The organism is Microbacterium sp. CFSPD4_SD4, assembly GCF_057364585.1.
This window is the reverse complement of record NZ_JBNFOC010000007.1, coordinates 1-11,559: the sequence shown is the minus strand read 5'-3', so window position 1 is coordinate 11,559 and position 11,559 is coordinate 1. Positions and strand designations below refer to the sequence as shown.

Below are 11,559 nucleotides of genomic sequence, written 5' to 3'. Positions count from 1 at the left end.
TATGACGCGTGCCTTCCCCTCGGACTTCCTCTTCGGCGCGGCGACCGCGGCCTACCAGATCGAGGGCGCCGCCTTCGAGGACGGACGGACGGCCTCCATCTGGGACGCCTTCTGCCGGGTGCCGGGGGCCGTGGTCGGCGGCGACGACGGGGATGTGGCGTGCGACCACTACCACCGGTATCCGCAGGACGTGGCGCTGATGAAGGAGCTCGGCCTCCAGACGTACCGCTTCTCCACCTCGTGGTCGCGCGTGCGCCCCGACGGCGGCGCGGTCAACCAGGCGGGGGTCGACTTCTACAGCCGCCTCGTCGACGAGCTCCTCGCGGCCGACATCCTGCCCTGGCTCACGCTGTACCACTGGGACATGCCGCAGGCCCTGCAGGAGGTCGGCGGCTGGACGAACCGCGACTCCGTCGAGCGCTTCCTGGAGTACGCGGGCACCATGCACGACGCCCTCGGCGACCGCGTGAACGTGTGGACGACCCTGAACGAGCCGTGGTGCTCGTCCTTCCTCTCCTACACCGGGGGCGAGCACGCGCCAGGGCACACGAGCGTCGCCGAGGGGCTGCTGGCCTCGCACCACCTGCTCCTCGCGCACGGTGCGACGGTGCGGGAGCTCCGCGGCCGCGACGCCTCCCTCAACCTCGGCATCACGCTGAACCACACGGTGGCCGACCCCGCCGACCCGCAGAACCCCGCGGATGTCGACGCGGCGCGGCGGCTGGACGGCCAGTTCAACCGGTGGTTCCTCGACCCCATCTACCGCGGTGCCTACCCCGCCGACACCGTGGAGGACATCCGCGCGGTGGACCCCGAGGCCGTGGCGCGGTTCGAGGCCGCCGTGCACGAGGGCGACCTCGAGACCATCGCCCAGCGCATCGACACACAGGGTGTGAACTACTACCACGGCGACCTCGTGTCCGGTACGGGGCCCGACGACGCGGCGGTGTCCAGCGGCCCGGAGACGGCGCACGTGACGCGGAGCCCGTATCCCTCGCACGAGGGCATCCACGCGGTCGAGCGCGGACTGCCGCGGACCGCCCAGGGCTGGGAGGTCCAGCCGGAGGGACTCACGCGACTCCTGCAGCGGCTCTGGACCGAGTACGCCGAGCCCGCGGGTGTGGCCCTCTCGGTGACGGAGAACGGCGCGGCCTACGACGACACCGTCGTGGCGGAGGACGGGGAGACGCGGGTGCCCGACGCCGACCGCACCGCGTTCCTGCGCGCGCACCTCGACGCCGTGCTGGACGCCAGGGACAGCGGCGTGGACGTCCGCGGCTACTTCTACTGGTCCCTGTTCGACAACTTCGAGTGGGCCTGGGGCTACGACAAGCGCTTCGGGATCGTCCGCGTGGACTACGACACCCAGGAGCGGACGGTCAAGGACTCCGGCCGCGAGTACGCCCGGATCATCGCCGCCCGGTCCCTCTGACCCGTTCGAATCGCCCGATTGGTCCCATCTGCGGCCGAAATGGGACCAATCGGGCGACTCGAAGCGAGGATTTTCACGGCCTGGCTCCGGGTGGATGAGAATGGGGCGATGGAAGAGAGCAAGCGATGATGTCGCCCCGCGCGACCATCGAGGAGGTCGCAGCGGCCGCCGGCGTGTCCCGGTCGACCGTGTCGCGGGTGGTCAACGGGTCGACCGCGGTCAGCCCGGAAGCGCTCGCCGCCGTGCGCGCCGCGATCGACGAGCTCAACTACGTTCCGAACCGTGCCGCGCGCTCGCTCGCCTCCCGGCAGACGCACGCGATCGCCCTCATCGTCCCCGAGGACACGACCCGCTTCTTCGGCGACCCGTTCTTCGCGGCGATCGTGGCCGGCATCACCGGCGCGCTCCGCAGCTCCGACTACCTCCTGAACCTGCTGATCGCGAGCGACGACCCCGGCGACAAGATGACGAGCTTCGTGCGCAACGGCGGCGTCGACGGCGCGCTCATCGTGTCGCACCACACGAGTGACGCGTTCGTCGACCGGATCGCCGACGCGGTCCCCGTCGTCTACGGCGGCCGTCCGGTGCGCCGGGCCGAAGGCGACTACGTGGTCGACGTCGACAACGTCGCCGGGGCACGGGCGGCCACGCAGCGCCTCGTCGACATCGGACGCACCCGCATCGCCACGATCTCCGGTCCGCTCACGATGCCGTCGTCGACCGACCGCGTGCAGGGGTTCCGCGCCGCGCTCGCCGCCGCGGGGCTGACCCCCTTCGCGGAGGAGGAGGGCGACTACAGCGAGGCGAGCGGAGCCGATGCCGCCCGCCGTCTGCTCGCGGAAGGGCGGCCGGACGCGATCTTCGTCGCCAGCGACCTCATGGCCCGCGGGGCGCTCATGGCCCTCCGCGCCGCCGGGGTGCGGGTGCCGGAGGACATCGCGCTCGTCGGCTTCGACGACTCCTCGGTGGCCCTCAGCACCGACCCGCCCCTGACGACCATGCGCCAGCCCATGTACGCCCAGGGCGAGGCGATGACGCAGGTGCTGCTCTCCCGGCTTGCCGGCGAGGATCCGCCTCGGACGACCATCCTGCCGACCGAGCTCGTCGTCCGCGGCTCCGCCTGAGCCGCACCGACCGCGGACACGGGTGAGGCCCGGTCGCGGAACGACCGGGCCTCGGTGGTGCCGGAACGGGTCCGACGAGGGCGTCAGTTCCCGTAGAGCGAGACGACGCCGCTGCGGTCGACGCTGGTCATCGACAGATCGGCCGAGCTGCCGTTGCACTGCGGGTAGTGCATGATCGACGACGAGTCGTACGGCGTGAGCGGACGCCAGTTGTTGTCCTCGAAGCAGGTGCCCGCCTCCGGGCGGGTGTGCTCGTGGCGGAAGCCGAGGACGTGGCCGAGCTCATGGCCGAGCACGTTGGTCGGGGTCCACGCTCCGGCGCTCCAGATCGAGTCGTCGATGAGGACGTTCTGCTGCCGGGCCGGCGTGCTGGGGAAGAAGGCGCGGGCGATGTACTGCGTCGTGGCCACCGGCTCGACGGAGAAGACGACGGCGTTGTTCCGCGTGGTGCAGTTGGCGTCGGCGCTGCTCACGTAGCGGAAGTCGATCTTCGAGGACGCGGACTCCCAGAGTGCGGCGCCGCCCTCCATCGCCCGGACGACGTCGGCGTGACGGCTGCCGAACTTCGTGCTCACGCAGTAGGTGAGGTTGGCGACCTGGGAGGCGGACCACTTGTCGTCGATGTTGTTGACCGTGTTGACGATGAGGCCGTCGGTGCGGGTCTCCGGGCCGATCAGCCGGTCGTAGAACGCGCGCAGCTCCTTCTTGTTCGAGATCACCTCATCGCCGTTGACGACGTAGGCGCCGTCGATGTCCCGATAGGTCGACGCCGCGAACTCCTGGTACGAGGGCGCGGAGTCGTCGGGGGACGCGGCCGTGGCGGGGATGACCGCGCTGAGGCTGAGCGCGGCCGCCGCGGTGGCGGCGAGCGCGAGTTTTCTGGTGAATCGCATGGAAGATCCTCTTCGATCTGAGCGGTGCCGCGCGCCCGGTGAGCGAGCGGACTCCGGCCGGAACGGTGAGCATCGCTGCCGCCGAGGGGCCGAAGCCCGCTCACGCTAACCGCGCGATTTCGACGGGGTCAAGGCGCGACACGGCCCGTCGCCCGCTTTCTGCACTCAGGTCAGGAATCGTCCGGATCCGTCGCCGTCGAAGGTGCCGCCATGGCTCGGCCGGACGTCGGCACCGGCGGTCGACGCCCGGGCCTGGTCGTCGGTCCCTCGTCGTAGGCCGGAGGTCGAGGATGACCACGGACGCGTCTCCGCCACCCCCTCGATCGGCGGAAGACGCGTCCGTGGCCCGCTGCGGCGAACCCCCGCGCCGCGAGTGCTCGCACCCTCCATAGGTTGAACGAGCATTCAGTGATTAATCTATCCCGAGACGGCCCGTGAGGGAATTCCGCCGGAGGACCCGGGAGGTGGACACCGCATGGCGCGATCGGATGCCCAGAACCGTGCGGCGCGGGAGCGCGCACGGGAGAACATCCTCCAGGCGGCGATCGAGGTCTTCAGCGAGCGCGGCGTCGCCGGGGCGGGCATCGCCGAGATCACGCGTCGCGCCGGCGTCGCCCAGGGGCTGGTGAACTACCACTTCGGCGGCAAGGACCAGCTCGTCGCCGCGGTGATCGACCGCTGGTTCGAGACGGTCCTGGCCTTCGCGCAGGTCGAGGGCACGCCCGACGAGATGCTCGCCGCGATCATCGACGGGGCGATCGGCGCGACGGCCTTCGCGATGCCTCTGCAGCGTGCGGTGCTCGCCATGCAGCAGCAGCCGCTGACGCATCGGCTGTTCGCGGAGTCGGAGCAGCGATACGCGGACGGCGCGACGGCTGCCGAGGATGCCGTGCGTGCGATGTTCCGTGCCCGAGGCGCCGAGGATCCGGCGCTGGAGGAGGTCATGCTCCGCAGCACCCTGGAGGGGGTGTTCGTGAAGTACTGCGTCTTCGGCGACACGTATCCGCTCGAGGACGCGCGGCGCTGGCTGCACCGCCGGTACGGTCTCCCGGAGCCGACTGCCGCGTTGCCGGGCGTGCCGACGCCGCACGAGGGCGAACCCCGGCCGCGGGCCACGGCGGCGCTGCGGACCGACGCGTCCTGAGCCGCGGACCCGGATCAGTCGAGGTGCATCCGCGCGAACGCGCCGAGCACGACCCGCTCCGACTGCACGAGGTACCGCTCCAACTCGGCGGCCCCGGCCTCGGCGCCCCGGGTCAGGAACGTGTCGAGGACGGCGCGGTTCTTCCGGACGAACGGCTCGTGCAGCGCGCGGGGGTCGTCGATCTTCAGGAACGCGAGGCGCAGCTCCGCCGCGACGTTCCGGTAGGTGCGGGCGAGACGCGGACTGTCGGCGAGATCGACGAGCGCGACGTGGAACGCCATGTTCGCGCTGCCGACCGCGCGCCAGGCGGACGCGTCGTCGGCCGAGACGCCGGCGACGGCGGCCTCGGCCGCGGCGACCGCGTCGGTCATGCGCTGGACGGCGGGATGCTCGGGCTCGGACTGCCGCAGAGCCGTGCACTCGATGACGCGGCGGGCGCGGTAGATGTCGATGACGTCGGCGATCGTGGGAGAGGCGACCGAGACGCCGCGGTGCGGGATGTGCGCGACGAGCCCCTGTTCCGCGAGCACCCGGAACGCCTCGCGCAGGGTGTTGCGCGACACGTCGAAGCTCTCGGCCAGAGACGACTCCGACAGCCGGGAGCCCGGGGCGACGTCGCCGTCGATGATGCGCTGACGGAGCACGTCGGCGAGCGGGCCCTGCTGGTTCATGCCTTCATCGTAGGCGCGGTCGGTGCGGGAGATCGTGCCGATGATCACACGAAAGCAACCGCGCTGTAGCACGACGGAAACATGATTGTTGAACAATCAGGTTCTGTCCGTTCTACACTGGGGGTCACCCGACACCCACCAACGACGATGGGACCCCCCTATGTCCGAGCAGTCCGCCCCCGCTCTCACCCCCGAGGACGAAGCCCGTGCCGCCCACGCGAAGAAGCGCGCCGGGCGCAGTGCCGTCATCGGCGCCATCTTCCTCATGGCGACGAGCGCCATCGGCCCCGGCTTCATCACCCAGACCGCGACGTTCACCGCCCAGATGGGAGCCGCGTTCGCGTTCGCCATCCTCGTGTCATCCTCGTCGACATCGCGGTGCAGCTGAACATCTGGCGCATGATCACCTCGTCCGGCAAGCGGGCCGGCGAGCTCGCCAACAGCGCCATCCCCTTCTCCGGCCACGTCATCGCCGTCCTCGTCGTCATCGGCGGGCTCGCGTTCAACATCGGCAACATCGCCGGCGGCGGCCTGGGCCTGAACGCCCTCCTCGGCATCGATCCGAAGCTCGGCGGCGCGCTCACGGCGGCCCTCGCGATCATCATCTTCCTCGTGAAGAAGGCCGGCAAGGTGATGGACGTCGTCCTCATCATCCTCGGCGTCGGCATGATCGTGATGACCCTCGTCGTCGCCCTCATCGCCCAGCCGCCCATCGGCGACGCGCTGCGGCAGACCTTCGTGCCCGACCAGCTCAACTTCGCCACCATCACGACGATCGTCGGCGGCACGGTCGGCGGCTACATCACCTACTCCGGCGCCCACCGCTACCTCGACTCCGGCCACGTGGGCCCGCAGTACGCGAAGCCTGTCATGCGCGCCGCTGCCAACGGCATCCTCGTGACCGGCATCATGCGCTACGTGCTGTTCCTCGCGATCCTCGGCGTGGTGGCCTCCGGCGTGGCGCTCGACCTCTCCTCGCAGGCCGCGAACCCGGCCGGGCAGGCGTTCGGTGCGGTGCTCGGCGACGCGGGGCTCCGGATCTTCGGCGCGATCTTCTGGGCCGCCGCGATCAGCTCGGTCATCGGGGCCGCGTACACCTCGGCGACCTTCCTCTCGACGTTCACCGCCAAGCTCCGCGGGGGCTGGCCGCTGCAGCTCGCCACCGTCGCGTTCATCGTCGTGTCGCTGGCGGTCTACCTGGCGATCGGCACGGCCCCGGCCGCGATCCTCGTCTTCGTCGGCGGCTTCAACGGCCTGATCCTGCCCATCGGCCTGACGGTGTTCATGTACATCGGCTGGTTCCGCCGCGACCTGCTCGGCGACCGGAAGTACCCGATGTGGCTGCTCATCGCGGGCACGGTCGTGACCGCCCTCACCTGGTACATGGGCGCCGTCTCGATCGGCCCCATCTTCGCCTTCCTCGGAATCGGAGCGTGACATGGCGACCATCGACCTGAACTCGGACCTCGGCGAGAACGTCCCCGACCGGATCGTCAGCGACGACGCGAGCATGCTCGAGATCGTCACGAGCGCGAACGTGTCGTGCGGGTTCCACGCGGGCAGCCCGGAGGGGATCCGCGAGACCCTGGCCGCGGCCGTCGCCGGCGGCGTCGTGATCGGCGCCCACCCCGGGTACCGCGACTACGAGAACTTCGGGCGCACGAAGGTCGACATCGACTCGGCCACGCTGCAGGCGCACGTGGAGTACCAGCTCGGTGCGCTCCTCGGGCTCACCGCCGCGGTCGGCGGGCGGGTCTCCTACGTCAAGCCGCACGGGGCGCTCTACAACACCATCGCCCGCGACGAGCGGCAGTCGAAGGACGTCGTGGCGGCCATCAAGGCGATCGACCCCTCGCTCGTGCTGCTCGGCCTCGCCGGCGGCGTCGTGCTCGACGTCGCCGAACGGGCCGGACTCGCAGTCGCCGCGGAGGCCTTCGCCGATCGCGCCTACCAGCCGGACGGTCAGCTCGTCTCCCGCACCGAGGAGGGGGCCGTGCTGCACGACCCCACCGCGGTGGCCGAGCGGATGGTGCGCCTGGCCGCGGACGGCGTGATCCGGGCGATCGACGGCACCGACGTGGCCGTGTCCGCGCAGTCGATCTGCGTGCACGGCGACAGCCCGGGCTCGGTCGCGATGGCGGCGGAGACGAAGCGCCTGCTGCAGGCGGAGGGCATCACGATCGCCCCGTTCGCCGGAGTCTGACATGGCCGTGCTCGCGACTCCCGCCCAGCTCGCCGACGCCCGGGCCGCCCGTGCGGCGCACCGCGCCGGCCACTCCGCGCCGACCAGCGGCGTCGCCCCGGGGCTGACCCAGGCGAACCTCATCGCGGTGCCCGCGGACTGGGCCTTCGAGACCCTGCTCTACGCGCAGCGCAACCCGAAGCCCTGCCCCGTCCTCGAGGTTATCGAGCAGGGGGAGGTGGAGTCGCGGCTCGCGCCGGGCAGCGACATCCGCACCGACATCGGGCAGTACCGCATCTGGCGGGACGGCGAGCTCGTGGAGGAGGTGTCCGACGCGACGGCGGCGTGGGACGAGCATCCCGACCTCGTCGCCTTCCTCATCGGCTGCAGCTTCACGTTCGAGACGGGGCTCGTCGAGGCCGGGATCCCGATCCGTCATCAGGAACTCGGACGCAACGTGCCGATGTACCGCACGGCGGTGGACTGCACCCCGGCCGGACGGCTGCGCGGCGAGATGGTGGTCTCCATGCGCCCGATCCCCGCGGACCGCGTGGCCGATGCCGTGCAGATCTCCGGGCGCACCCCGGCGGTGCACGGTGCGCCCGTGCACATCGGCGACCCGGCGTCGCTCGGCATCGCCGATGTGATGGCGCCGGACTTCGGGGACGCCCCCGAGATCCGCCCCGGCGAGATCCCCGTGTTCTGGGCGTGCGGCGTGACCCCGCAGGCGGCGATCATGGCGTCGAAGCCGCCGTTCGCCGTCACCCACGCCCCGGGCTACATGTTCATCACCGATGTGCCGGATGCGGAGTACCGGGTCTGATGCGCATCCTCACGGCCTCCGACAGCGCGCTGCTCGTCGAGGCGGACGACCTCGAGCAGGCCATGCGGCTGAATCTCGCATGGAGCGACGTGCCCGGTGTCCTGGAGCGCATCCCCGGTGCCCGCACCGTGCTCGTGCGCTTCGACCCGCACCGCACCTCGGCCGCCGCGCTCGCCGAGGCGCTCGCCGCGACCGAGGTCGACGCGGCGGCGCTGCCCGACGCGGGCGAGGTCACCATCCCGGTCCGCTACGACGGGGAGGATCTGGACGAGGCGGCCGCGCTCCTCGACGTCTCGGCGGAGGAACTGGTGGCCCGTCACCTCGCCGCCGACTGGCGCGTGGCCTTCTCCGGCTTCGCTCCCGGCTTCGGCTATGCCGTGAGCGGCGACCCTCTCTTCGACGTGCCGCGGCGGTCGTCGCCCCGTACCCGGGTGCCCGCCGGTTCCGTCGCCCTCGCCGGGGCGTTCAGCGGCGTGTATCCGCGGGAGAGTCCCGGCGGCTGGCAGCTCATCGGCCGGACCGCCCTGGAGATGTGGGACATCGACCGCGACCCGCCGGCTCTGCTCGCGCCGGGCCGCCGCGTGCGCTTCGTGCGTGCGGAGCGGGAGTCGGTCGCGGCGTCGCTGGCATCGGCCGACGCGACGCGGGTCGCCCGTCGCGGGGACGGTCCGGCGGTCGAGGTCGTGCGACCGTCGCTCCAGCTCCTCGTGCAGGACGCGGGACGCCCCGGTTTCGCGGCGCTGGGCGTCTCGGCCTCCGGCGTCGCCGATCGGGTCGCGATGCACGCGGCGAACCGGGCCGTGGGCAACACGCCGGCGGCGGCTGTGCTGGAGAGCGTCGGCGGGGCCGTGCTGCGCTTCCACGGCGCAGGTGTGGCCGCCGTCACCGGGGCCACGGGTTCGCTCACGCTCACCGACGCCGACGGCATCGAGCGCACGCTCCTCCCCGGCGTGCCGTTCGCGACCGTCGACGGCGACGAGCTCACTCTGGGCCATCCCGAGCGCGGTCTCCGGTCCGTGATCGCCGTCCGCGGCGGCTTCGCTCCGGCTGCGGCGCTCGACAGCCGCGCGACCGACACGCTCGCCGGGCTGGGTCCCGCGCCGTTGGCCGCCGGCGATCTCCTTCCGATCGGGGCTGCCGCCGTGGCCGCCGTGGAGCCGGATCCGGTGCCGCGCGCCCTTCCCGCAGCCGGGGAGCTGGCCACGCTGGAGATCACGCTCGGGCCCCGCGACGACTGGTTCACCGCTGCCGGCATCGACGCGCTCACCGGGCAGGAGTGGACGGTCACGCCGCGCTCCGACCGCGTGGGCATCCGCCTGCACGGCGACGTGCCCCTGGAACGCGCGGTCGGCGGCGAGCTGCCGAGCGAAGGCGCCGTGACCGGGGCCATCCAGGTGCCGCCGGACGGCCAGCCCGTGCTCTTCCTCCCCGATCATCCGCTCACCGGCGGCTATCCCATCATCGGTGCCCTCACCGACCGCAGCCTCGACCTCGCCGCTCAGCTCCCGCCGGGCGTGCGGGTGCGCTTCACCGTCAAGGAGACCTCATGACCTCTGTGCTGATCGCCAACCGCGGCGAGATCGCGGTCCGCGTGATCCGCGCGTGCGCCGAGGCCGGCTACACGTCGGTCGCCGTCTACGCCGATCAGGACGCGGATGCCCTGCACGTGCGGCTCGCGGACGAGGCGATCGGCCTCGACGGCGACACCGCGGCGACGACGTACCTGTCCATCGAGGCGCTGATCGACGCGGCTCGCCGCAGCGGCGCCGACGCGGTGCACCCCGGCTACGGGTTCCTGTCCGAGAGTGCCGCCTTCGCGCGGGCCGTCGAAGACGCCGGACTCGTCTGGATCGGGCCTTCGCCGGAGAGCATCGACGCGCTCGGCGACAAGATGACCGCGCGCCGGATCGCGCAGCGCGTCGGCGCCCCGCTCGCCGCGGGCACGGATCAGCCGCTGTCCGGGCCGCAGGAGGCGGTGGCGTTCGCCGAGGAGCACGGTCTGCCCATCGCGATCAAGGCCGCGTTCGGCGGCGGAGGTCGCGGGCTCAAGGTCGTCCGCGAGCTGTCGGAGGTCGCCGACGCGTTCGACGCGGCCACCCGCGAGGCGACCGCCGCGTTCGGCCGCGGGGAGTGCTTCGTGGAGCGCTTCCTGGAGAGTCCGCGGCACATCGAGGTGCAGGTGCTCGGCGACGGGCGCGGCGGCGTGGTCGTCGTGGGCGACCGCGACTGCTCGATGCAGCGCCGCAACCAGAAGCTCATCGAGGAGGCTCCTGCGCCCGGTCTCACGGCGGCGCAGCGGACGGCGTTCCACGACGCGGCACGGGCGATCTGTGCCGAGGTGCAGTACCGCGGCGCCGGCACGGTCGAGTTCCTCCTCGCCGCGGACGGCACGATCTCGTTCCTCGAGGTGAACACCCGGCTGCAGGTCGAGCACCCCGTGACCGAGGAGGTGACCGGGACCGACCTCGTCCGCGAGCAGTTCCGTATCGCGTTCGGCGAGGGGCCGTCCTTCACCGAGACCCCGGCGCCGACCGGGCATGCGTTCGAGTTCCGCATCAACGCCGAAGACCCCGGCCGCGGGTTCCTGCCCAGCCCCGGACGGGTGGACGGCCTGCGTATCCCCGGGGGACCCGGCGTGCGGTGGGACAGCGGCATCGAGGCCGGAGACACCGTGCAGCCCGCGTTCGACTCGATGATCGCGAAGCTCATCGTGCACGCGGACACCCGGGACGCGGCTCTCGTCCGTGCGCGTCGGGCCCTGCGGGAGCTCGCCGTCGAGGGTCCGGCGACCGTGATCCCGTTCGACCTCCGCGCCATCGACGACCCCGCGTTCGCGACCGCGACCTTCGTCGTGCACACCCAGTGGATCGAGACCGTGCTGCTCCCGGCACTGGAGGCGCAGCCACGCCCCGCGGTCGCCCCGGTCTCCGGGCTGCAGCGGTTCCCGGTGGAGATCGACGGCCGCCGCGTGATGCTCGGTCTGCCCGCGGAGCTGCTGGCGGGCATCGGCCGTCCGGGAGAGGTCGCGGCCCCCGTGCCCTCGGCGGACCCCTCCGAGCTCCGGGCCCCCGCGCCGGGCACGCTCGTCCGCTGGCTCGTCGATGACGGAGCCGTGGTGGCCGAGGGAGACCCGGTGGCCGTGCTCGACGCGATGAAGATGGAGACCACGGTCACCGCGCACCGCGCCGGGACTCTCACCCCGTGCGCCGACACCGGCGCGACCCTCGCCGCCGACGCCCTCCTCGCCACGATCGCCTGACCCGCCCGCCCGCCCCCTCCCCCACTTCCCG

At 72.1% G+C, this 11,559-nt stretch carries 9 protein-coding genes and 1 pseudogene; 8 read left to right on the top strand and 2 right to left on the bottom strand.

What is annotated here, in order from left to right; translation table 11 throughout:
- The first annotated feature begins 1 nt into the window (after nucleotide 1).
- Nucleotides 2–1,432, top strand: coding sequence for a GH1 family beta-glucosidase (locus tag AC2W7E_RS11395; protein ID WP_485989136.1), 1,431 nt, complete (start codon nucleotides 2–4; stop codon nucleotides 1,430–1,432).
- A 128-nt stretch (nucleotides 1,433–1,560) separates the two neighbouring features.
- A complete protein-coding gene (locus AC2W7E_RS11390) occupies nucleotides 1,561–2,556 on the top strand; it encodes a LacI family DNA-binding transcriptional regulator (protein WP_025103979.1) in 996 nt (331 codons plus the stop codon).
- Between the two features lie 83 nt (nucleotides 2,557–2,639).
- On the opposite strand, the gene AC2W7E_RS11385 is transcribed toward AC2W7E_RS11390, so the two are convergent.
- Nucleotides 2,640–3,449: a M57 family metalloprotease gene (locus tag AC2W7E_RS11385; protein ID WP_085604743.1), complete on the bottom strand. Its 810-nt coding sequence runs from the start codon at nucleotides 3,447–3,449 to the stop codon at nucleotides 2,640–2,642.
- 475 nt (nucleotides 3,450–3,924) lie between these two features.
- Here AC2W7E_RS11385 and AC2W7E_RS11380 point away from each other — a divergent pair, with 475 nt between their 5' ends.
- A complete protein-coding gene (locus AC2W7E_RS11380) occupies nucleotides 3,925–4,593 on the top strand; it encodes a TetR/AcrR family transcriptional regulator (protein WP_485989135.1) in 669 nt (222 codons plus the stop codon).
- Between the two features lie 14 nt (nucleotides 4,594–4,607).
- Here AC2W7E_RS11380 and AC2W7E_RS11375 read toward each other — a convergent pair whose 3' ends face one another.
- Nucleotides 4,608–5,264, bottom strand: coding sequence for a GntR family transcriptional regulator (locus AC2W7E_RS11375; RefSeq protein WP_025103976.1), 657 nt, complete (start codon nucleotides 5,262–5,264; stop codon nucleotides 4,608–4,610).
- A gap of 160 nt (nucleotides 5,265–5,424) precedes the next feature.
- Here AC2W7E_RS11375 and AC2W7E_RS11370 point away from each other — a divergent pair.
- The 5 genes and pseudogenes from AC2W7E_RS11370 to AC2W7E_RS11350 all read left to right on the top strand — a co-directional run bounded on the left by AC2W7E_RS11370 (nucleotide 5,425) and on the right by AC2W7E_RS11350 (nucleotide 11,528).
- A pseudogene (locus AC2W7E_RS11370) lies at nucleotides 5,425–6,701 on the top strand (NRAMP family divalent metal transporter).
- A gap of 1 nt (nucleotide 6,702) precedes the next feature.
- Nucleotides 6,703–7,467, top strand: coding sequence for a LamB/YcsF family protein (locus tag AC2W7E_RS11365; RefSeq protein WP_025103974.1), 765 nt, complete (start codon nucleotides 6,703–6,705; stop codon nucleotides 7,465–7,467).
- A gap of 1 nt (nucleotide 7,468) precedes the next feature.
- A complete protein-coding gene (locus tag AC2W7E_RS11360) occupies nucleotides 7,469–8,269 on the top strand; it encodes a putative hydro-lyase (RefSeq protein WP_485989134.1) in 801 nt (266 codons plus the stop codon).
- The gene (locus AC2W7E_RS11355; protein WP_485989133.1) at nucleotides 8,269–9,819 is read left to right on the top strand and encodes a 5-oxoprolinase subunit B/C family protein; all 1,551 of its coding nucleotides are present in this window, start codon (nucleotides 8,269–8,271) and stop codon (nucleotides 9,817–9,819) included. Before AC2W7E_RS11360 ends, AC2W7E_RS11355 begins: the two co-directional genes overlap by 1 nt.
- Nucleotides 9,816–11,528 carry an acetyl/propionyl/methylcrotonyl-CoA carboxylase subunit alpha gene (locus AC2W7E_RS11350; RefSeq protein WP_485989132.1) on the top strand — a complete coding sequence of 571 codons (1,713 nt, stop codon included), beginning with the start codon at nucleotides 9,816–9,818 and terminating at the stop codon, nucleotides 11,526–11,528. The genes AC2W7E_RS11355 and AC2W7E_RS11350 overlap by 4 nt, the downstream gene beginning before the upstream one ends.
- Nucleotides 11,529–11,559: the final 31 nt, after the last annotated feature.

Excerpts from the sequence above, each read along its gene's own strand:
- AC2W7E_RS11355 (WP_485989133.1), top strand. The coding sequence starts at position 8,269 with ATGCGCATCCTCACGGCCTCCGACAGCGCGCTGCTCGTCGAGGCGGAC.
- AC2W7E_RS11360 (WP_485989134.1), top strand. The coding sequence starts at position 7,469 with ATGGCCGTGCTCGCGACTCCCGCCCAGCTCGCCGACGCCCGGGCCGCC.
- AC2W7E_RS11375 (WP_025103976.1), bottom strand. The coding sequence starts at position 5,264 with ATGAACCAGCAGGGCCCGCTCGCCGACGTGCTCCGTCAGCGCATCATC.
- AC2W7E_RS11385 (WP_085604743.1), bottom strand. The coding sequence starts at position 3,449 with ATGCGATTCACCAGAAAACTCGCGCTCGCCGCCACCGCGGCGGCCGCG.
- AC2W7E_RS11380 (WP_485989135.1), top strand. The coding sequence starts at position 3,925 with ATGGCGCGATCGGATGCCCAGAACCGTGCGGCGCGGGAGCGCGCACGG.
- AC2W7E_RS11390 (WP_025103979.1), top strand. The coding sequence starts at position 1,561 with ATGTCGCCCCGCGCGACCATCGAGGAGGTCGCAGCGGCCGCCGGCGTG.
- AC2W7E_RS11395 (WP_485989136.1), top strand. The coding sequence starts at position 2 with ATGACGCGTGCCTTCCCCTCGGACTTCCTCTTCGGCGCGGCGACCGCG.
- AC2W7E_RS11350 (WP_485989132.1), top strand. The coding sequence starts at position 9,816 with ATGACCTCTGTGCTGATCGCCAACCGCGGCGAGATCGCGGTCCGCGTG.
- AC2W7E_RS11365 (WP_025103974.1), top strand. The coding sequence starts at position 6,703 with ATGGCGACCATCGACCTGAACTCGGACCTCGGCGAGAACGTCCCCGAC.